This window comes from Paenibacillus sp. JT31N7, assembly GCF_059692095.1.
On sequence record NZ_JCAUAT010000001.1, the window covers coordinates 1,234,565 to 1,255,124 of the forward strand.

Annotated in this window: 20 protein-coding genes; all 20 read right to left on the minus strand. The window is 52.0% G+C overall.

Features of this window, described 5'->3' with window-relative positions:
• Positions 1 to 7: 7 nt before the first annotated feature.
• Entirely contained in the window at positions 8 to 1,105 is a 1,098-nt protein-coding gene (gene nusA / locus AC58P5_RS05495; RefSeq protein WP_497385066.1) for a transcription termination factor NusA, read from the minus strand.
• Positions 1,106 to 1,153: 48 nt separating this feature from the next.
• Complete coding sequence (rimP, locus tag AC58P5_RS05500; protein ID WP_497385067.1) at positions 1,154 to 1,612, minus strand: ribosome maturation factor RimP; 459 nt, start codon at positions 1,610 to 1,612, stop codon at positions 1,154 to 1,156.
• A 202-nt stretch (positions 1,613 to 1,814) separates the two neighbouring features.
• On the minus strand, positions 1,815 to 6,119 hold the full coding sequence (locus AC58P5_RS05505) for a PolC-type DNA polymerase III (RefSeq protein WP_497385068.1): 4,305 nt from the start codon (positions 6,117 to 6,119) through the stop codon (positions 1,815 to 1,817).
• Between the two features lie 117 nt (positions 6,120 to 6,236).
• A complete protein-coding gene (gene proS, locus AC58P5_RS05510) occupies positions 6,237 to 7,685 on the minus strand; it encodes a proline--tRNA ligase (protein ID WP_497385069.1) in 1,449 nt (482 codons plus the stop codon).
• 109 nt (positions 7,686 to 7,794) lie between these two features.
• A complete protein-coding gene (gene rseP, locus AC58P5_RS05515; protein WP_497385071.1) occupies positions 7,795 to 9,045 on the minus strand; it encodes an RIP metalloprotease RseP in 1,251 nt (416 codons plus the stop codon).
• 199 nt (positions 9,046 to 9,244) lie between these two features.
• Positions 9,245 to 10,390 (minus strand): 1-deoxy-D-xylulose-5-phosphate reductoisomerase, encoded by a 1,146-nt coding sequence (locus AC58P5_RS05520; RefSeq protein WP_497385072.1) that lies wholly within the window; start codon positions 10,388 to 10,390, stop codon positions 9,245 to 9,247.
• A 57-nt stretch (positions 10,391 to 10,447) separates the two neighbouring features.
• Positions 10,448 to 11,245, minus strand: coding sequence for a phosphatidate cytidylyltransferase (locus tag AC58P5_RS05525; RefSeq protein ID WP_497385073.1), 798 nt, complete (start codon positions 11,243 to 11,245; stop codon positions 10,448 to 10,450).
• Between the two features lie 24 nt (positions 11,246 to 11,269).
• Positions 11,270 to 12,040: an undecaprenyl pyrophosphate synthase gene (uppS, locus tag AC58P5_RS05530; RefSeq protein ID WP_497385074.1), complete on the minus strand. Its 771-nt coding sequence runs from the start codon at positions 12,038 to 12,040 to the stop codon at positions 11,270 to 11,272.
• A gap of 63 nt (positions 12,041 to 12,103) precedes the next feature.
• On the minus strand, positions 12,104 to 12,658 hold the full coding sequence (gene frr / locus AC58P5_RS05535; RefSeq protein ID WP_497385076.1) for a ribosome recycling factor: 555 nt from the start codon (positions 12,656 to 12,658) through the stop codon (positions 12,104 to 12,106).
• A 5-nt stretch (positions 12,659 to 12,663) separates the two neighbouring features.
• A complete protein-coding gene (gene pyrH, locus AC58P5_RS05540) occupies positions 12,664 to 13,389 on the minus strand; it encodes a UMP kinase (RefSeq protein ID WP_009676779.1) in 726 nt (241 codons plus the stop codon).
• A 108-nt stretch (positions 13,390 to 13,497) separates the two neighbouring features.
• A complete protein-coding gene (tsf, locus tag AC58P5_RS05545) occupies positions 13,498 to 14,154 on the minus strand; it encodes a translation elongation factor Ts (RefSeq protein WP_497385077.1) in 657 nt (218 codons plus the stop codon).
• Between the two features lie 101 nt (positions 14,155 to 14,255).
• Entirely contained in the window at positions 14,256 to 14,954 is a 699-nt protein-coding gene (gene rpsB / locus AC58P5_RS05550; protein WP_009676777.1) for a 30S ribosomal protein S2, read from the minus strand.
• 291 nt (positions 14,955 to 15,245) lie between these two features.
• Positions 15,246 to 15,758, minus strand: a complete 513-nt coding sequence (locus tag AC58P5_RS05555) for a hypothetical protein (RefSeq protein WP_497385078.1) — start codon at positions 15,756 to 15,758, stop codon at positions 15,246 to 15,248.
• Positions 15,745 to 16,386 carry a DUF6115 domain-containing protein gene (locus AC58P5_RS05560; RefSeq protein ID WP_497385080.1) on the minus strand — a complete coding sequence of 214 codons (642 nt, stop codon included), beginning with the start codon at positions 16,384 to 16,386 and terminating at the stop codon, positions 15,745 to 15,747. The genes AC58P5_RS05555 and AC58P5_RS05560 overlap by 14 nt, the downstream gene beginning before the upstream one ends.
• Before the next feature lie 32 nt (positions 16,387 to 16,418).
• On the minus strand, positions 16,419 to 16,739 hold the full coding sequence (locus AC58P5_RS05565) for a hypothetical protein (RefSeq protein ID WP_497385081.1): 321 nt from the start codon (positions 16,737 to 16,739) through the stop codon (positions 16,419 to 16,421).
• Between the two features lie 51 nt (positions 16,740 to 16,790).
• Complete coding sequence (locus AC58P5_RS05570) at positions 16,791 to 18,203, minus strand: flagellar assembly protein A (RefSeq protein ID WP_497385083.1); 1,413 nt, start codon at positions 18,201 to 18,203, stop codon at positions 16,791 to 16,793.
• Between the two features lie 29 nt (positions 18,204 to 18,232).
• Entirely contained in the window at positions 18,233 to 19,015 is a 783-nt protein-coding gene (locus AC58P5_RS05575; RefSeq protein WP_497385085.1) for a FliA/WhiG family RNA polymerase sigma factor, read from the minus strand.
• Positions 19,016 to 19,030: 15 nt separating this feature from the next.
• The gene (locus tag AC58P5_RS05580) at positions 19,031 to 19,447 is read right to left on the minus strand and encodes a hypothetical protein (protein ID WP_497385086.1); all 417 of its coding nucleotides are present in this window, start codon (positions 19,445 to 19,447) and stop codon (positions 19,031 to 19,033) included.
• 2 nt (positions 19,448 to 19,449) lie between these two features.
• A complete protein-coding gene (locus AC58P5_RS05585; protein ID WP_497385087.1) occupies positions 19,450 to 19,944 on the minus strand; it encodes a chemotaxis protein CheD in 495 nt (164 codons plus the stop codon).
• Complete coding sequence (locus AC58P5_RS05590) at positions 19,922 to 20,560, minus strand: chemotaxis protein CheC (protein WP_497385088.1); 639 nt, start codon at positions 20,558 to 20,560, stop codon at positions 19,922 to 19,924. The genes AC58P5_RS05585 and AC58P5_RS05590 overlap by 23 nt, the downstream gene beginning before the upstream one ends.

Genomic DNA, 20,560 nt, shown 5'->3' on the forward strand with positions numbered 1-20,560 from the left:
GCCGGCGTCAGTCAAAGCTGACGGAATCTTGATGCATTTCCTCGATCTGCGATCTCGGACGGCCGTATTCCTGCTCCGCCTGCGCTTCGCTCTTGATGTCGATTTTCCATCCGGTGAGCTTGGCGGCCAAACGCGCGTTCTGCCCCTTGATCCCGATTGCCAGCGAAAGCTGATAATCCGGAACGATGACGCGGGCCATTTTCTCGTTCTCGAACACGTTGACTTCCAGCACCTTCGAAGGGCTGAGCGCGTTAGCGACATACTCTTCCACGCTCTCCATCCAGCGCACGATGTCGATCTTCTCGCCGCGGAGTTCGCCGACGATCGTCTGGACACGCAGTCCTTTCGGACCTACGCAGGAACCGACAGGGTCCACTTCGGTGTTGCGGGAGTGCACGGCGATCTTGGAACGGAAGCCGGCTTCCCTCGCAACGGACTTGATTTCTACAACGCCTTCGTAGATTTCTGGAACCTCCAGCTCGAACAGGCGTTTGAGAAGCCCCGGATGTGTACGGGACAAAATGATCTGAGGCCCTTTTGTCGTGTTTTCCACCTTGGTAATGTACGCTTTAACGCGCTCGCCCTGTTTGAACTTCTCGTTGGGCATCACCTCGGTCAGAGGCAGAACCGCTTCGACCTTGCCAAGATCGATATAATAATGGCGCTGATCCTGACGCTGCACGATTCCCGTAACGATATCTTCTTCTTTTTCGATAAAAGCATTGTAAATAAGTCCACGCTCGGCTTCGCGGATGCGCTGCGTCACAACCTGCTTGGCGGTCTGAGCCGCAATGCGTCCGAAGTCGCGCGGTGTAACCTCAATCTCTACAATATCGTCCATCGTATAATTCTGGTTGATTTCCCGCGCAGCATGCAGCGAGATTTCCAGCCTCGGGTCCAGCACATCCTCCACGACGGCTTTGCGTGCGTAGACGCGGATTGTGCCGGTTTGCCGATTAATATCCACGCGCACATTCTGCGCTGTGTTAAAGTTGCGTTTATAGCTGGAAATCATCGCGGCTTCGATCGCATCAATCAGCAGATCCTTGGAAATGCCTTTCTCTCTTTCGATCTCAGCCAACGCTTCGATAAAATCCATGTTCATTTGAACCGAGTTCCCCCTTTCAATGGTTCGCAGACGCGGATAACCGCGTCAGAATACGATGGCAAGCCTCGCGCTGGCCACTTTGCTGTATGGAATGGCGCTGCGTTTCTTCGGGGTTTGCACAACAAGCTCCTCGTCGTCAAACGACAGAAGCTCACCTTCGAATTCCTTGCTATTGTCAATTGGCTCGTATGTAGTTACAAATACATGTTTGCCAACAGCCTTCTTAATGTCTTCCGGTTTCTTAAGCGGCCTCTCGGCACCCGGTGAAGAGACTTCCAGGAAATAGGCCGTCGGAACCGGATCGTTCTCATCAAGCTTGGAACTTAGAAATTCGCTGATGCGGCCGCAATCGTCAATATCGATGCCGCCTTCTTTGTCTACGAATACACGGAGAAACCAGTTGCTTCCCTCCTTGACATATTCGATGTCGACCAGCTCAAAGCCTTGCTCGTTGAAATAATCCAGCAGCATATCTTCCACGACGGATTTAATTGGTGAATTCATATGTTTTCTCTCTACCCTCCTGTATGACCTTCCCGGTGAACCTGCCAAAAAGTCTTAGCAAAATGTAAAGAGTGGGTTTCCCCACTCTCCGGTTCACAGTCGATATCCTCATTATTGCCAAGAAAAATTATACCATAACCGTCTAAAGGTTGACAATAGCAAGAAAAACTTACTCACCCTGTCACTAAGCGCTCCGGACCTGCTAAAACAAGGATAGCTGATTGGATTCGGGCAGTCCCCGGAAGCAACCCATCCCGTTCAACAGCTCGACGACCGTCTTCGAAGCCTTCGAACGGTTCTGGAAATCTTCGATCGAAAGAAAGTCTCCGCTTTCCTTGGAAGCGGCAATGTTGCGTGCCGCATTCTCCCCGATTCCCGGTACGGCCGAGAAAGGGGGAATAAGCGATTCGCCGTCAATAATAAACTTCGTGGCGTCGGAGCGGTATAAGTCGATGGGCTTGAAACTGAAGCCGCGCGCGGTCATCTCCAGCGCCATCTCGAGAATGGAAATCATCGCTTTTTCCTTCGGAAGCGCCTGGAACCCTTTTTCCTCGATTTCGATCAGTTTTTTCATGATCGCATCGTAGCCCTGGCAGAGCAGTTCGAGATCAAAGTCCTCCGCACGGACCGTAAAGTAGGTCGCATAATACGCGATCGGATGGTAGACCTTGAAGTAAGCCGTACGCACCGCGGAAATAACGTAAGCGGCGGCATGGGCTTTCGGGAACATATATTCGATCCGCTCGCAGGATTCAATGTACCAGGCAGGCACATTGTGCTTCTTCATGTCTTCCTTCCACTCATCGGTGAGGCCTTTCCCTTTCCGTACGCTTTCCGTGATTTTGAAGGCCAGGCCCGCATCCATGCCGGCTTTATAAATGAGATAGAGCATAATATCGTCCCGGCAGCCGATTACGGTCTTAATGTTGCAAATGCCTTTCCTGATCAGTTCCTGCGCGTTGCCCAGCCATACGCCGGTTCCGTGGGAAAGCCCGGAAATTTGCAGCAGATCGGCAAAACTGCTCGGATGAGTTTCCTGAAGCATCTGACGGACAAACTTCGTTCCCATCTCCGGAACTCCATAGGTGGCGACAGGCGTCCTGATTTTCTCAGGCGGAACTCCGATCGCATCCGTCGAATGAAAAATGCTCATGACTTTAGGATCGTTCATCGGAATCGTCGTCGGGTCAATGCCCGTCAAATCTTGAAGCATCCGCATCATAGTCGGATCATCGTGCCCCAGAATATCGAGCTTAAGCAGGTTGGCGTCAAACGCGTGATAGTCGAAATGTGTCGTTTTCCACTCGGAATTCTTATCGTCGGCCGGGAATTGAACGGGAGTGATGTCGTCCACTTCCATATAATCCGGCACGACGACAATACCGCCGGGATGCTGTCCGGTGCTTCTCTTAACGCCGGTACACCCTGAGGCAAGCCTTACAATTTCGGCGTTCCGCCATTTTTTGCCCTGGCCTTCCTCATACTTTTTCACATAACCGAAGGCTGTCTTATCCGCAATAGTACCGATGGTGCCTGCGCGGAACACGCTTTTTTCGCCGAAAAGAACCTTAGTGTAGTTATGAGCGACCGGTTGGTACTCCCCGGAAAAGTTCAAGTCGATATCGGGAACCTTGTCCCCTTTAAAGCCGAGGAACGTTTCGAACGGAATGTCCTGGCCCTCGCCTTTAAGCTTGTCGCCGCAGGTCGGGCAGGTCTTATCCGGCAGGTCGAACCCGCTCGGAATGCTGCCGTCCGTAAACCATTCGCTGAATTTGCACGAGCGGCAAACATAATGCGGCGGAAGAGGGTTAACCTCCGAAATACCCAGGAATGTGGCGACTACGGAGGAGCCGACAGACCCCCGTGAACCGACGAGATAGCCGTCTTCGTTGGATTTTTTAACAAGCCGCTCCGAAATGAGATAGTTGGCCGAGAACCCGTATTTGATGATCGGCACCAATTCTTTTTCAAGCCGCTGCACGACAATCTCTGGAATTTCATCCCCGTAAATCTGACGGGCCGTGTCATAGCATTTGTCGCGGATTTCGTCGTCCGCTCCTTCGATGATCGGCGTGAACAGCTTGGTCGGAAACAGTTCGATTTCTTCAAACCGGTCGGCCAGGTCGTTTGTATTGCGCACCACGACTTCGTGGGCTTTCTCCTGACCGAGGAAGCGGAATTCTTCCAGCATCTCGCGCGTCGTGCGGAAGTGGGCGTCCGGCTTCTTCATATCCTTCAAGGGGCTGAAGCCGGTGATGCCATTGATCGTAATATCACGTGCGACTTTGTCCCGGGGCTCCAGGTAATGGACGTTCCCCGTTGCAATAACGGGTTTCCCCTGTTTTGCGCCGATGGCGACAATCCGCTTCACCGCGTCTTCGAGATCCGCACGGCTGCCGACCAGCCCTCTATCCACCAGATGCATGTTGTAGCTGACGGGCTGGATTTCCAGAACATCGTAAAACTCGGCAACACGCTCGGCCTCTTCCTGCGATTTGTTAAGAACCGTCTCGAAAAACTCGCCTTTCTCGCAGCCCGAAGCAATAAGCAGGCCTTCCCTAAGCTCGATGAGCCTGCTTTTCGGAATGGTCGCCACTTTATTGAAGTATTCCGTGTGGGAAATGGAAATGAGTTTAAACAGATTTTTCTTTCCGATCGCATTCGTCGCATAAATGCAGCAGTGGAACGGACGCTGGTTCGACAAGTCTTTCCCGACAAAATCATTCATACGTCCGAGATTGGTGATATTCCGGTCGTACGCCTCGTTAATCAGATGCTGGAGCACATGTCCCAAGGCAATCGTATCGTCAATCGCCCGGTGATGGTTTTCCAGACTCACTTTAAATTTGTCCGACAAGGTATTCAGCCTGTGGTTTTTCATGGAAGGGAACAACAGTCTGGCCATTTCCAGCGTATCGAGAACCGCATTCGTCATCTGCGGGTGGCCCAATCTTTTCAAGTTGGCCTGAATAAAGCCGATATCGAAGCGCGCGTTATGAGCGACAAGCACGGAATCGCCGATAAAGTCGATAAACTTGGGAAGCTCGTCCGCGAGCTCCGGTGCGTCTTTTACCATCTCGTCGGTGATATTGGTGAGCTGCTGGATGTGATAAGGAATTTTTTCATGCGGCTGGATAAATGTAGAATAACGGTCGATTTCTTTGCCTTCCTGTACCTTCACGCCGGCAATTTCGATAATCTTATTATTCAGAACGGACAGACCCGTGGTCTCGATATCAAAAACGACATAAGTGGCTTGCTTCAAATCCGCATCAATCGGGTTTAAGACGATCGGAACGGAATCGTTCACCACATTCGCTTCAACGCCGTAAATCACTTTGATGCCGTTTTTCTTGCCCGCCTTGTTCGCATCCGGATAGCTTTGCACTCCACTGTGATCCGTGACGGCGATCGCTTTGTGGCCCCATTTTGCAGCCGTCTTGATGTACTGATCGATCGGAGTGATTCCGTCCATCGTACTCATCGTCGTATGAAGGTGGAATTCCACGCGTTTCTCTTCGGCGTCATCCATTCTTCCTTTGGGCGGCAGAACTTCGTTGATGTCCGACGGAATCATGACAAGCTCGGGCACCATCATGAAACGGTCGTATTCCACACGTCCGCGCGCACGGATCCAGCAGCCGTTGGAGAGCAGATTGAGAATGCGCACGTCTTCCTTCGTCTTCCCGAACGATTTCAACATAAGGGAATCGGTGTAGTCGGTAACGTTAAACGAATAAAGGGTGCTGCCGTTCCGCAGTTCTTTCACTTCCAAATTGAAGACGGCCCCTTGAATCGTGACCTTCTTCTCCTCTTCCACAATGTCTTGGATCGGCACCGGCGCATCTTTGATATCGTAGCCGACCATCAGCCGGACATCCGCATCCGGGATGGCCGACGCCTGCAGCTCCTGCTCGATGGACTGCATAATCTCCTGTGTAACCAGCTTCTCTTCTTCGACGATCTGCTGGGCAAACCGTTCGAATTCCTCGGTGCTTTTCTCGCTGAGCGCGTACTTCACGGTAAACTCGGTTTTAAAATAGTCCTGGAAGAAGGACTTCACCCAGTTATCCATGTTCTTTTTCTTCGCGAGTTCAAAACCGATTTGATCCAGCAAAATCAACGTCAACTGATTTCCCTGCACTTCGGTTTTGGCTTTGCTCAGCCATCCGTTTACCGTGACGGCTTCACGCTGAACCCACTCCAGAAAGAGACTCCAATATTCTTCCACGAGCCTGCCCGGCTCGGCCTTCTCCATGTGTATGACAAATCGCGTCTTGGCGATATGAGCGAACTTTTCCTGAACGTTCCGGCAGAAAGACCGGTACACGTCCTGCGGAACCAACTCCTGCTTTACCAGGTGGAAGGTCCACTCCCGGTTTTTCCGGCTGATTTCTACTTTGTCGATATACCCGTCCGCAAAATGAACCGTCGACATCTCGTGCGATATTTCGGCCTGCTTCATAAGAAGCTCGAACCGCTGCCTTTTATCCGGTGTATGACTCATGTCTTCTCTCCCCCAAGCTTCCGGTTTGCTCCGATTGCCGCCTTACTCTCACCCGGCCGGAAAAAGAAAAGGACAAAGAGAGAAAGTAATCTCGTTTGCCCTTCATTGTAATCGTGCTTAATAAGATTTACCGAAAACGACGGTGTGCTTGGCTTTGTCTCCGCAAACCAGACAGGTTTCTTTGGATTCCCGCGGCGAAAACGGAATGTTACGGCTCGTTGCTCCCGCCTCTTCTTTCACTTGGGCTTCACAAGCTTCCGAACCGCACCAGCCTGCAAGCGCAAAACCGCGGTTCGTTTCCAAGTATTGCTTGAACTCATCCAGCGTGTCTACCGCGATCAAATGCTCTTCGAGGTGCTGCTTCGCACGGTTGTACATCTCCTGGTGTATCTCTTCCAAGAGCTGCTGGACTTCCTGAACGAAGTTGACCTGCTGGACGATTTTCTTCTCTCCGGTAATCCGGGAAACGAGAACAATCTGACCGTTCTCCATATCACGCGGACCCAGCTCGACGCGGATAGGAACGCCGCGCATTTCGTACTCGTTGAATTTCCAGCCCGGGCTCAGATCCGGACGGTCGTCCACTCTTACCCGGACACCCGCCTGCTTCAATTCGGCAAACAGTTCGTCCGTACGGGCCACGACCTGCTCCCTTGTTTTAGGAGGACCGATCGGGATCATGATCACTTGTGTAGGAGCTGCTTTAGGCGGCAGTGCCAGTCCGCGGTCGTCCCCGTGCGCCATGATCGTCGCGCCGATCAGACGTGTGCTTACTCCCCAAGAGGTGGTGTGCACGAACTGGTGCTGATTTTCCCGGTTCAAATATTTGATGTCGAAAGCAACCGCAAAGTTGGTGCCGAGGTAATGCGAAGTACCCGCTTGTACCGCTTTGCCGTCTTTCATCATGGCTTCGATCGAGAAGGTATCCACCGCTCCGGCAAACTTCTCGGAAGGTGTTTTCTGGCCGATAATTACAGGCATGGCAAGGAAATTCTCGGCGAAGTCTCTGTAAATTTCCAGCATCTGCATCGTTTCGCGCCGTGCATCTTCTTCGTCTTCGTGAGCGGTATGCCCTTCCTGCCACAAAAACTCCGTCGTCCGAAGGAACGGCAGGGTACGCTTCTCCCAGCGGACCACGTTTGCCCACTGATTGATAAGGAGCGGCAGATCACGATAGGAATTGATCCATTCCGCATACATATGGCCGATCATCGTCTCGGAAGTCGGACGGATGGCCAAACGCTCTTCGAGCTTCTCTCCTCCCGCTTCGGTTACCCAGGGAAGTTCAGGATTGAAGCCTTCCACGTGCTCCTTCTCTTTCTGGAAAAAGCTCTCCGGAATGAAAAGCGGAAAGTAGGCGTTGCGGTGCCCGGTTTCCTTGAAACGCTTATCCAGCTCACGCTGGATGTTTTCCCAAATCTCGTAGCCGTCCGGCTTAAAGACCATGCACCCGCGAACCGGGGAATAGCTCATCAGATCGGCTTTTTTAATAACATCAATGTACCACTGGGAGAAATCTTCGCCCTGCGGCGTAATTTCCCGGACAAATTGTTTATCTTTGGACATACGGATCCTCCTACGGAAGTCTGGCCAGCGGGGCAAACGCAAGGTTCGCCCGGTCGGACGGACAGGCATCGTTTCACTTAACGGTTACATCTATCTATCATAATACAGATTAGCTTTTAATTAAACGTAAAATATCGTTATAGGTCACGGCGACCATCAATAGCATGAGCATGGCAAAGCCGATAAAGTGAACCATGCTTTCGCGGTTGGGATCAACCGGCTTGCCGCGAACCGCTTCGATGGCGAGGAATACGAGCCGGCTTCCGTCCAGCGCAGGAAACGGCAGCAGGTTAAACAGCCCTAAATACAGGCTGAGCAGCGCGACCCAGTAAATGTACGATTCGCTGCCGTGGCTGGCGAATTCGCCGGTTACCTGCACAATGCGTACCGGTCCGCCCAGATCGTCCATTTTGAACTGCCCCAGCACGAGCTTCTTGAATCCGTCCAGGATTCCTACCGTCGAGGTCGACACATAGTCGTAGGTTCCTTTAAAAGTTTCCCCGAAGGAAGCCGAACGCTTGTCTCCCGTGATATAAACCCCGACCTTGCCGTTCTCGTCCGGAGTGATTTCGATTTTTTTCTCGACGCCGCTCCGCTGGATAACCCAGTTCATTTTCTGGTTGGGCGAGGAACCGACCACTTTCATAAACTTTTCGCGGCTGTCCCCGATTGTTTCCTGATTTACCGAAACGATGACGTCTCCGGCCATAAGCCCCGCTTTCTCGGACGGACGGCCAGGCTCCAGCTTGTCGACTTTAACGTTCGTCGGAACTCCCTGCATAATAACGAGGGTAAGAAACAGTACCGCGGCCAGCAAAAAGTTCATAACCGGACCCATCAGGATGGACAGGAAACGCTGTCCCACCGTCTTGCTGCCAAACTGCCTGTCAAGCGGAGCGATCTGCGTTTCCACACCGCGGGTAACCATGAGAGCATCCGGCTGAACGGGATAACGGACCTGCTCGTCCCCCACTTCAAGCTTTACAAAAAGGTCTTTCTCCAGATCGATCTGCTGTACGGAACCTTGAATAACGTTCGCCCGCTGGTCAAGCTGGTCCAAATAAAGCTTGGTTACTTGGTTGTCCTTGTTTAACTTCACGGCAATCGTCTGTCCGTCTTGGATTTGTACAATTTCCGGATCTTCACCCGCCATACGGACATAGCCGCCGAACGGGAGCAATCTCAAGGTGTAACGAGTTTCGCCCTTTTTATATGAAAACAATTTTGGTCCGAACCCGATAGCGAATTCACGCACCAAAATTCCGGCCCGTTTCGCAAAATAAAAATGTCCCCACTCGTGAATCGTAACGAGGACGAAGAACATAAGGACGATTTTCAGTCCTGTCTCAATGCTTCCCAACCCGCATCTGCCTCCTCCGGCGCTTTCTCTCCTGAAAGCCGTCTCGTTTATGCTTACGTATGTTCCTAATGTACCATTATTGAGCGGCCTAATACAAGCAATCGCCTATGTCAGTATACGCAGGAACAGGGAGCTCATAGACTAAAAAACCGGCCGTCCGGAAAATTTCCAGCGCGGTCGGTTTATCCTTCATCGAGGCTCAGCCGAGCAGAGACGCGGTTTCACGCGCCCACCGGTCGGCTTCCAAAATATCACCGATCTGCGGATTGCTCATAACCGAATGTCTTTGCAGACATTCTTCTATTATCGTTTCAATGCGGAGAAACGGAATCTCTCCCTGCAAAAATTTCGCTACGGCTTGTTCGTTGGCCGCGTTGAACACGGTTGGCGCCGTGCCTCCGGTCCGGCCGCTTTCGTAAGCCATCCGGAGGCAGGGGAACCGTTCAAAATCCATAGGCCGGAAATTCAGCGTAGCGATTTCCGCAAGATCCAGGGATTTGGCCGGGGAAAGCAGCCGGTTCGGGTAGGATAGCGCATATTGGATCGGCACGCGCATGTCCGGGTTTCCGAGCTGGGCAATGATGCTGCTATCCTTGAACTCCACATACGAGTGAATGATGCTTTCCGGGTGCAAAAGCACAGCGATTTGATCGTAGGGCAGGTCAAAAAGCCAATGGGCTTCCATGACTTCGAGCCCTTTGTTGACCATCGTGGCCGAGTCGATCGTAATCTTTGCACCCATCGACCAGTTCGGATGGTTCAAAGCCTGCTCGACGGTAACCCCTTCCAGCTCCGCCCGGGTACGATCCCGGAAAGAACCGCCCGAAGCCGTAATGGTGATTTTCCTGACCTCATCCCGGCGTTCGCCGTTCAGACATTGGAAAATCGCGGAGTGTTCGCTATCGATGGGCAGCAGCCGCACACCTTTGCGTCTTGCGGCTTCCGTTACCAGATGCCCCGCGCTCACAAGCGGCTCTTTATTCGCAAGGCCGATCGTTTTGCCTGCTTCAATCGCGGCGATCGTCGGTTCCAGCCCCTGGTTGCCGACTACGGCCGTTACGACGAAATCTGCATCGTTTCCGGCAGCCGTCTCCAGGAGACCCTCTTCACCGAACAGAATCCGCGTACCTTCGGGTATCAATGCGGATAACTGATCCGCCAGTTCCCGGGTAGCCACGGAAGCCAGTTTCGGCTTGAACCGGCGGATCTGCTCGGCTAGAAGCTCAACGTTCCGACCGCCGGCAAGAGCCTCAACCGTAAAATGATCCGGATGATGGGCAATAACATCAAGCGTTTGCGTACCGATCGATCCGGTGGAACCAAGTATTGCTATTCGTTTATTCATAATCTCCCCCGTTGGATGAGCCTGAGCCGATTCTGTCTGGTGGACGGGTATACGGGTTCAGGAAGGAATCAGTGCAAGCCAGTGGACAAGCGGAAAAACGATAAGCCAGCTGTCCACGCGGTCGAGGATTCCACCATGACCCGGCAGGATGGTCCCCGTATCCTTGATTCCCTTCACCCGCTTGTAGGCGGATTGGATAAGGTCGCCCAGTTGACCCGACACGGCGATAACGACACCGATCAGCACTGCGCGAGCCGGGGACAGAAGCTCAGGACGGGCCAGGGAAAAACACAGTCCCGCCACAACAGCAATCAGTACTCCGCCGAGGGCTCCCTCAACCGATTTTTTCGGGCTGATTACCGGCCACAGCAAGTGTTTGCCGAATTTCGATCCGACAAAATACGCACCGGAATCCGTAGCCCAAATGCAGACAAAAATAAGGAGCGTCCAAAACAAACCATGCTCGGGTATCCACCGCGTCATGATCATATAATGAAATCCGACACCTATGTACACGACTCCGAGAAAAAGAAGCGACACCATGTCGATGGTGATTTTGTTTTTGGACAAGACCGTAGCGGCCATCAACACGAAGGCGGCTCCCCAGATCAGGCCGACCTCATTGAGTTCGTAGGTAAACCGGTGCATTTCCCATGGAAGGGTGAGCAGAATCAAGGCGATCATGCCGACCAACCATGTGATCCTGTGGTCTTTCAACTTGTTCATTCGCACATACTCATCAAAGCCGATTATGGCCATTAGTACGATCAGGGCGGCAAACCAGTTACCGCCGACAGCCAGCAGGCCTAAAAATCCGGCTCCGGCTATCGCTCCAGTCAGAATCCTCTGCTTCAACGCTTCATTCCTCCAAACCGATGCTTACAAGCCTCCGTATCGTCTTGCCCGTCGTTGGTATTCGGCAACGGCCCGGTAAAAATGCTCTTCCGAAAATTCAGGCCAGTAAGCTTCCGTAAACCATAATTCGCTATATGCGAGCTGCCACAGCAGAAAATTGCTTAGCCTCAACTCTCCGCTCGTCCGGATCAGCAGGTCGGGGTCAGGAAGCCCGGAAGTGAGCATATACGAGGAAAATGTTTCCTCGGACAATTCTTCCGGACGAAGTTTGCCTTCCTGAACATCCCTCAGCACATCCTGAACGCCGGCGAGCAGTTCCTTGCGGCCACCGTAATTCAGAGCAAAGTTTAGGATGAGGCCTGTGTTATTCTTTGTACGCTCGATTGCATCCTCAATGGCATTGAGTGTGTAATCCGGCAGACTTTCTTTCCAGCCGGTCATGCGGATACGCACATTTCGTTCGATCAGTTCTTCGATTTCCAGTGGAAAGAACTCCTGGGGCAGCTTCATAAGGAATTCGACTTCCTCTTTAGGGCGCTTCCAGTTTTCCGTGGAAAATGCATACATCGTCAGCACCTTGACTCCGATGTTGTCGGCTGCAATGGTGATTTTCTTCACATTCTTCATACCGGAATGGTGCCCGGCCACACGGGGAAGTCCGCGCTGTTTCGCCCAGCGTCCGTTTCCGTCCATGATAATGGCAATATGAGACGGAACGTTGTCCAACTCCAAATGGGGAGACTTCTCGTCCTGTGCAGACTCGTTTCCAAGCCATTTTTTCAGTTGATTGAACATCTCTTTTCCCCCACTATGGAAAGATGAAAAGCCCCCGGTATTTCAGGGGGCGACGGTAGCCGTTTACACTTCCATAATTTCTTTTTCTTTACCTGTCAGGACTTTCTCGACTTCGGCCGTGAATTTGTCCGTAAATTTCTGAATATCGTCCTGGTGACGACGGGACTCGTCTTCGGAAATGCCGTTTTTCTCCTGCTTTTTGATGTCATCATTGGCATCGCGGCGGATATTACGGATCGCAACTTTGGCTTCTTCCCCGTATTTGCGGGTCAGTTTAACCAGATCGCTGCGGCGTTCTTCCGTAAGGGGAGGAATGACCAGGCGGATCACCGCACCGTCGTTAGCCGGAGTCAAGCCCAGCTCGGACTTGAGAATGGCTTTCTCGATGGCTCCCATCGAGCTTTTATCCCACGGCTGAATGATCAGCGTGCGGGAGTCCGGCGTGGAGATGTTAGCCAACTGGTTAACCGGAGTCATCGCGCCGTAGTATTCCACTTGGATTTTATCGAGCAGCGCAGGGTTTGCGCGGCCTGCGCGCAGAGTGGCCAGATCGCGCTTGAGTGCGTCGATAGCCTTGCTCATCCGCTCTTCTGCATTCTTTTTAATCGATTGCGGCATACGATTTATACACTCCCTTTGACAATGGTACCGATTTTTTCGCCGAGGACGACCCGTTTAATGTTGCCATTCTCCGTGATCGAAAATACGATAAGCGGGATATTGTTGTCCATACACAGCGAGGAAGCGGTCGAATCCATCACGCCGAGATTTTTGTTGAGCACCTCAAGATAAGTAAGGGTCTCGTATTTCTCGGCCGTTTCGTCTTTGAAAGGATCTGCGGAGTAAACTCCGTCTACTTTGTTCTTGGCCATCAAGATAACTTCCGCTTCAATCTCGGCCGCTCTAAGCGCAGCCGTCGTATCCGTGGAAAAATAAGGGTTACCTGTTCCGGCAGCAAAGATGACGACTCGGCCCTTCTCCAGATGACGAATCGCTCTTCTGCGGATATAAGGCTCCGCTACCTGCTGCATGGAAATGGAGCTTTGCACACGGGTCGGCACGCCAATATTCTCCAGCGCGTCCTGCATAGCCAGGGAATTCATGACCGTTGCAAGCATGCCCATGTAGTCTGCCGTAGCCCGGTCAATGCCTTTGGCACTGCCTGCAATCCCGCGCCAGATGTTGCCTCCGCCCACGACGATAGCAACTTCCACCCCGAGATCAACTACATCTTTCACCTGCAGGGCGATAGAAGAAATGATGTCCGATTCGATCCCGAATCCTTGCTGTCCGGCAAGAGCCTCACCGCTCAGCTTTAAGATTACTCTTTTATACAAAGGTCGCTCCAACTTTGGTACCCTCCGTTCTGACAAATCAGCGTGCTTCTATCTTTCTTGTACCGTTTCTGTTTACAAAAGAAGGAACACAATGTGTTCCCGCTTTTGGTCCGTTCGGTATTAGGCGTTGCCTTTAGCTTGTGCCATTACTTCTTCAACGAAGTTGTCGACTTTCTTCTCAAGACCTTCACCAAGCTCATAGCGAACAAAGCGACGGATGGAAATGTTCTCCCCGATCGTGCTGATCATTTCGTTCAGCAGGACGGATACCGTTTTGTCCGGATCTTTGATGTAGGATTGTTCCATCAGACAAATTTCTTCGTAGTATTTGCTGATGCGGCCTTCAACCATTTTGTCCACGATGTGAGCAGGTTTGCCTTCATTCAGCGCTTGGTTGCGAAGAATTTCTTTTTCTTTATCAAGCTCTTCCGTCGGAACTTCTTCACGACGAACGTAGGAAGGGTTCGCAGCGGCGATTTGCATCGCGATACCTTTTACGAAATCACGGAAGTTGTCCGTTTTGGCAACGAAGTCAGTTTCACAGTTAACTTCGACAAGAACGCCGATACGTCCGCCGGCATGAATGTAAGATTCTACAACGCCTTCGGTAGCTACGCGGCCCGCTTTGTTAGCGGCAGCGGCAAGACCTTTCTCACGAAGGATTTCGCTTGCTTTCGTCAGATCACCGTTTGCTTCGTCCAGCGCTTTTTTGCAATCAAGCATGCCGGCGCCTGTTTTTTCACGCAATTCTTTTACCATTGCAGCTGTTACTGCCATAATAGGGACCTCCCTAAGAGTGTAAGTATTTTAAAAAAAGGGCGGTGATAGGCTTAAGTGCCTTCAGACCACCCTTTTCCTGTTACGTTCGTTTATGTCGATTAAGCCGTTGTTTGTTCGCCTTGGTTAGCTTCGATCACAGCATCGGCCATTTTACCAGTCAGTAATTTAACAGCGCGGATCGCGTCGTCATTACCTGGGATAACATAGTCGATTTCGTCCGGATCGCAGTTCGTATCAACGATACCTACGATTGGGATACCAAGTTTGCGAGCTTCTGCAACCGCAATACGCTCTTTGCGTGGATCAATGATGAACAGGGCGCTAGGCAGGCCTTTCATGCCTTTGATGCCGCCGAGGAATTTATCGAGGCGATCTTTTTCCTTGTTCAAAATGATAACTTCTTTCTTAGGAAGAAGTTCGAACGTGCCGTCCTGCTCCATTTTTTCAAGCTCTTTAAGACGGTTGATACGCTTTTGAATGGTTTGGAAGTTGGTCAGCGTGCCGCCGAGCCAGCGTTGGTTGATGTAGAACATGCCGCAACGTTCCGCTTCTTCTTTAACGGAGTCTTGAGCTTGTTTTTTGGTACCTACGAACATGATCGTACCGTTCTCAGCAGAGACCGATTTAACGAAGTTGTAAGCTTCCTCAACCTTTTTAACCGTTTTTTGTAGATCGATAATGTAAATGCCGTTTCTTTCAGTGAAGATGTATTTGTCCATTTTCGGGTTCCAACGACGGGTTTGGTGACCGAAGTGTACCCCAGCTTCTAGAAGCTGCTTCATGGAAATTACTGCCATCCTCACACACCTCCTCAATAAAATGGTTTTAGTGTAATGCTCCTCCGACAGCCGCATCTCCGTATAAAACTCGCCGTGCGCAAGGCCCGGACAAGCACCGTTATACGAATTAACTGTCGTGTGTTTTTAACACCGTCAATAACTATACCACAAGTCGCATACGGGATGCAACAGCGTTTGGAGACAACTTTCGGCAAGATTTTTAATCCGCGAAAAGCCTTTCGCCAGTCGTTATTTATTGTTCCCGTCCGCACACCGAAAAAGACCCTCGCGAATGCAAGAGCCTTATTTTTATTCCGGCTTGCTGGTCAGATTCTGAATGATCTCGTCCAGTGTCGGTTTGCCTGTAAATTTATGAACGCCCGACTTGATCTTCCCTGTCGCCGCCTTAGCAGCCATCGCCTGCTCAAACTGCTCTTGGCTTTCGACTAACCCGCTCACGGAAACGATCTTGGCCACCTGGCTGGATCTCATTCCCGGCGCGATGTAGACGGCGGTTATTGGAGGCTGCGCCGAAGGAGCGGGCTGGGCGGACGGCGCTTTCGCTTTCTCTGCCTCCAGCTGCTTTTGCAGTTCCTGCTCATGCTGCTCTTTCGTGAAAACGGGCTCGCTTTTGTCGAAAACTTGATAGTACTTCCCGGCTTCGGTTTTCAGTTTGCTCATGTCCATCTGCTCAATGGAAACGGCCGAATTCTGCGACAAAGGCTGGACGGGCCGGGCAGCCGATATCATCAACTGAAGAAGTGCCGAGCCCACGATCATGCCGATGCCGATTCCGGCCAGCAGCGTTTTATTTACTTTCATCGGAATGTCCCTCCCGTTTAGCCAGCTGCATGATCAGCATGACTTCCCCTTTGTTCATCCCGAGCTGTTTGGCGATTTGCTCCGTGGATCTTCCTTGGTCATGCAGCTCAAAAAGGGCCGCATACCGGGCGCGCACGGAGAGTTCCTGCTCCGTTTGAGGAGCTTCCTGCGGCTGAACGGGTACGGCCGCAGCTGCGGCCAGGAGCTCCTCCTTCTGCGAAGGGCGGGGCGTTTCCGGCGCAGATCCGTGTGTCTGCACGGCAGGGTCCGTGTAGACATGCGGTTCCGTGCTCCGGGACCCTTGCCGGAATACCTCCGGCGCGGACTCGCGCCCGCCATGCACCGCCGCCCCGCTTCCGTCCACGCTGCGGCGCTCCAGTACTTCAAGCCTGGCGGTCAATTTGGCGACCTCGAGCTTGTGCTCCCTCTGCGTCTCTTTGAACATGTCGATGAGCGCCTGGTTCTGCTGCTCAAGATCGGACGCAAAGTGAGCCATGCTCTCTTCCAGCTCTTTCACGAGCTGGGCCGAAGGCGCCTGCCCGCCTTTTTTTGCGGCCGAACGGGGAATCACTCCCGCAAACACCACAATAACGAGGCCAAGAAGAACAATCATCTGCCAAGGATCCATTTTTACATCACCTGTACTTTCAAATCTTCCTTTTATAAACTCAAATCGATATGCGAGCCTTTAAAAGGGTGAACCGCCTTAGGTGGCTCCGCTTCTTGAGAAGGAGCCTCCTTCCTCTGCTGCCGGCCCTGTCCGCCGTGTCCGCCGTTCTGCCTGCCCTCTTTACGGATTTGAGACTCTTCGCTCTCTCCGATTTTCTCGCTGGCTTTCCGGTTATGTTCGGCGGTCTTCTCATTTTCCGCTCCCAGCAGGACCTGGTCCATCTCGGGCTTGTGGTTCAACTGCTGCTGCCGGATGCCGGCCTGATCGTTCTTGTGAACCGCGAACTGCAAATCGACCGGTTTCATATCCATAAAAGTTCCACCTCGTCATTATCGCTGGTTATTGACTTGATCAAGGAGCCTTTACTTAGGCATATAGACACTGTGCCCGATATCCCCTGCAACAAGCTGGAACACGACATGGCTCATCGGATCTTTGATGAACTTCGTGTAGCGGCCGATCACGATTTTGGCTCCTCCGTATACGGTAGAGATCACTTCTACGCTGGAGCGATCGCTGTCCTCAAGCGATTTTTCCATTTCGAAAATCCGTTCACGGAGCTCACGCTGTTCTTCTCCGGCCTGCCGCTTTGTATGATTCAGCTTAATTCGCAGCGCTACTTTGTCCGGTCCGAGCTGGCCGGACGCTGCCAACTGGTCCAGCAAAATAAGGGCTTTGTCTGTCTTGGACTGATTATCCGCAAGCGCTTTGAGCTGGGAACGAAGCTGAATCAATTCATTGCGAAGCTCTGGCAGCACCCCCACCTCGATTGCAGTCGCATTGGAGAGGGAATTTCCGATCGTTCTGGCGATCACCTTCTCGCCGGCCTGAACGATTCCGCCCACGATCAGCCCTTTGGGCCCGTTGCAAGCGACGGTTTTACCCGCACGTATTGTCGAATGAAGAATACTTTGGGAAACCGTGATCGCTTCCGCCGCTTCTACCGTCGCATCCTGGATAAAGGAAGATTTCACGTTTTTCCCGGCCCGGATTACGGCTTTGTTCCTGCCTACGATACCCGCGGTTATTTCAATGGAGCCGCTGGCCTCGAGTTCGGCCGCTTCCACACCGCCGACTATGCGGATATCCCCGGAAGCTTTGATTTTGAAACCGGGGCTCACGTTTCCGCGGATGACGACGGTTCCGACGAAATCGATGTTGCCGGTACGGTAATCCACATCTCCGTTCACCTCGTATACGGGGAACACGTTTACTTTGTTCCGGTCCGTGTAGGTAACGAGTCCGTCGATAGCGGCGTAAATGGCTTTCTCCTCGCTATCCGTCACGACGTTTTTCCCCAGTTTGAACCTGGCTTCCTTGCCTGCGCGTGTCGGCAGCGGCTCTCCGGTTACGGCTTTGCCGGGCGTTCCTTCGGTCGGAGGAATTTTTTTGCCGATAATCTGGCCTTTAATGATATTGTTCAAGGTGGATACTTCTTTGAGATCGACGCGCCCGTCTTCCGTCTCGACAGGCTTATGCGTATCGTTGTTGCGCCCGTACAAATAATGGACGTATCCGTCCGTTCCGTTAACGGGAGGGGTGCCTCGGGCGATCACCGTTTCAGTGAGCAGATAAGGCTGAGGATCTATCGCTATGCGGAGCAGCACCTCCGTATCGAGTCCGTGGACAATGCTGTTCGCTCTGGCCAATCCTTGAAGCTCGTCAAACGTGACTGTAAAATCATCCCCGACATCGGCAAACTTCAGCAAGGATGTCAACTTATCGTCCGTGACGGAAATCCTAATGGTTTGGTCCAACTCCAAAATCCGTTCCATCCTGTATCGACAACCTTTCCCGGCAGCTTCTATTTTTCAAACAACTGAACTTTATATCGACTCAAAACTCCTCTTAAGCGCAGCATGGCTTTGGAGTGAAGCTGTGAAATGCGGGAAGGCGACAAGCTCATTACTTCCGCAATTTCGCTCAGGGAAAGTTCTTCGAAATAAAACAGAGAGACGACGATCCGCTCTTTCTCCGTTAATTTCTCTATCGCCCGTGCAAGAGTTTCTTTGAGGTAAAATTCGTTAACTGTAAATTCCGGATTTTTAGCACGCTCGTCCACCAGAAGCGAAAGCCGGGTTTCGGATTCTTCATCACGAATCGGTTCGTCTATGGAACAAATGGATGTTACGGCGATTTCCTGAAGCATGTGCTGAAACTCGTCCTCCGTAACCTGGAGGTAATCGCTGATCTCTTCGTCCGTCACAGTCCGAAGATACTTCTGCTCCAGCTTCTGATACGCTTCCTCAATTTTCTTGGCCTTCTCTCGCACGGAACGGGGAACCCAATCCCCCTGTCTGAGGCCGTCGATAATGGCTCCGCGTATGCGCCAGGACGCGTAAGTTTCAAACTGCAGACCGCGTTCGTAGTCAAACTTCTCGACGGCGTCGATCAGACCCATGATTCCGAAGCTTCCGAGGTCTTCCTTGGAAACGTTTTTGGGAAGACCAATCGCCAAACGGCCCGATACGTATTCGACAAGAGGCAGGTACGTTTCAATCAGCGTTTGCTTGGCTTCTCTGGAACCGCCCTGCTTCCACTGTCTCCACGTATCGAAATGCGCCAGATTAGGTTTTTTATCAATCATGGCTGTACACCGTCCTTATTCTTCAGACATTTGACGAAGGGCTCTGACCGATTGCTCAGTGTCAGGCTGCTTCCGGGTAACTAGCTTCTTGGGTAGCAGCGGCGCAAATTCCGCATCCTCCCTGTCCACTCCGTCCGCCGCTTCCTGCGGGGTTTCATCGGGAGTAGTCAGATCGAGATGCTGGCCGAGATTCTTGTTCGGAGCGGCTCCTTCTGCGGCACCCGCGTCCGTTTCATTCACGGCGGGGTTGTTAGCGGATAGGAGCAGGCCCATAATAAACCGAAAACCGAATGTGACGGCAAATAAAATGACAAAACTGTAAACGCTTCGCAGCAGCGTGGTCAGCCAGACGTTGCTGCCCAGCGAAAGAAGAAAGGTAAGGACGAAGGACACGGCACCGACTATGAAGTTCCAACGAATCGTTCCCGCCATCTCTACAAATCCTTCAAGCCGTGCTGTACGCTTCGAATCGTCAGCACGCCCGTATCGCAATTAAGTTCAATCGTTCTTCCGTAGTTCTGGCCCGTATCTTCACCTTTGACTCGGATCTTGTACCTGATCAGCATTTCTTTGCAAGCCTCTACATTACGAGGTCCAATTCGCATCGTATCGCTCCCTCCGGCAAAAGCGAACATCTGAGCTCCCCCTGCCAGTTTCGCTTCCATTCGATTGATTGAGGCACCAAGACGGGTCATCCGGTCGATCAATTCGGGAATGGCGGTGTCTGCATATTTGGCTATGTTGACGGTGCCTTCTCGGGCGATTTCGGATGTCGGCAGCATAACGTGCGCCATGCCGCCGACTTTGGCATAGTCATCGAATAAAGTAAGCCCGACGCAGGAACCGAGTCCCGTCGTTTTAAGCACGCCCCCCGGCATGCCGATATTAAGATCCGCCATACCGACTTTAATGATCGTCTGTTGATTCATGTGCCTCTACCCCTAGTGCCGCAAATAATTTCCCGAACGATTCCGGGTCCGGAATAAGGAAGAAGTTTCCTTGGACTTCTTCGTTTCCTTCCAGAAACTTCGTGTCAATCAGCAGTGCCTGATCACCCATCTCCCCGAACTGAAGCAAGCCGTAACTTAAAATGGCTCCCGCCATATCAATAGCCAGGGAAGGTACGGTCGGGGACATAGACAACCGTGTAAAATCGGCCAGCGAGGACAAGTACGATCCCGCCAAAATATTGCCGATTTCGTTTAATGCCGAAATTTCCAGTTCCGTATACTCACCGCTGTCGGAAAGCTCCATCCCGATCAGGGAAAACAGCATCCGTTTGGCGGATTCTAGATTCAGAATAAAAAACATATTGCCCGGAGCATCCCCGACCACCCGCAGAAAAATAGCGAGTACGACTTCCTCCGCTCCGCCCACGATTTCAGGGATCTCCTCGAAAGGAAGAACCATAACTTTGGGAACGAGCATATCCACAGGCTTGTCCAGCAGGGTGGACAGAGCAGTGGCCGCATGACCGGCACCGATGTTACCGATTTCCTTGAGCACATCCAATTGATAATCCGCCAACTGCCTGAGCGTATCCAC

Coding starts and splice junctions, on each gene's coding strand:
- nusA (WP_497385066.1), bottom strand. CDS start 1,105: ATGAACATGGATTTTATCGAAGCGTTGGCTGAGATCGAAAGAGAGAAA.
- rimP (WP_497385067.1), bottom strand. CDS start 1,612: ATGAATTCACCAATTAAATCCGTCGTGGAAGATATGCTGCTGGATTAT.
- AC58P5_RS05505 (WP_497385068.1), bottom strand. CDS start 6,119: ATGAGTCATACACCGGATAAAAGGCAGCGGTTCGAGCTTCTTATGAAG.
- proS (WP_497385069.1), bottom strand. CDS start 7,685: ATGTCCAAAGATAAACAATTTGTCCGGGAAATTACGCCGCAGGGCGAA.
- AC58P5_RS05520 (WP_497385072.1), bottom strand. CDS start 10,390: ATGAATAAACGAATAGCAATACTTGGTTCCACCGGATCGATCGGTACG.
- uppS (WP_497385074.1), bottom strand. CDS start 12,040: ATGTTCAATCAACTGAAAAAATGGCTTGGAAACGAGTCTGCACAGGAC.
- frr (WP_497385076.1), bottom strand. CDS start 12,658: ATGCCGCAATCGATTAAAAAGAATGCAGAAGAGCGGATGAGCAAGGCT.
- tsf (WP_497385077.1), bottom strand. CDS start 14,154: ATGGCAGTAACAGCTGCAATGGTAAAAGAATTGCGTGAAAAAACAGGC.
- rpsB (WP_009676777.1), bottom strand. CDS start 14,954: ATGGCAGTAATTTCCATGAAGCAGCTTCTAGAAGCTGGGGTACACTTC.
- AC58P5_RS05555 (WP_497385078.1), bottom strand. CDS start 15,758: ATGAAAGTAAATAAAACGCTGCTGGCCGGAATCGGCATCGGCATGATC.
- AC58P5_RS05560 (WP_497385080.1), bottom strand. CDS start 16,386: ATGGATCCTTGGCAGATGATTGTTCTTCTTGGCCTCGTTATTGTGGTG.
- AC58P5_RS05565 (WP_497385081.1), bottom strand. CDS start 16,739: ATGGATATGAAACCGGTCGATTTGCAGTTCGCGGTTCACAAGAACGAT.
- AC58P5_RS05570 (WP_497385083.1), bottom strand. CDS start 18,203: ATGGAACGGATTTTGGAGTTGGACCAAACCATTAGGATTTCCGTCACG.
- AC58P5_RS05575 (WP_497385085.1), bottom strand. CDS start 19,015: ATGATTGATAAAAAACCTAATCTGGCGCATTTCGATACGTGGAGACAG.
- AC58P5_RS05580 (WP_497385086.1), bottom strand. CDS start 19,447: ATGGCGGGAACGATTCGTTGGAACTTCATAGTCGGTGCCGTGTCCTTC.
- AC58P5_RS05585 (WP_497385087.1), bottom strand. CDS start 19,944: ATGAATCAACAGACGATCATTAAAGTCGGTATGGCGGATCTTAATATC.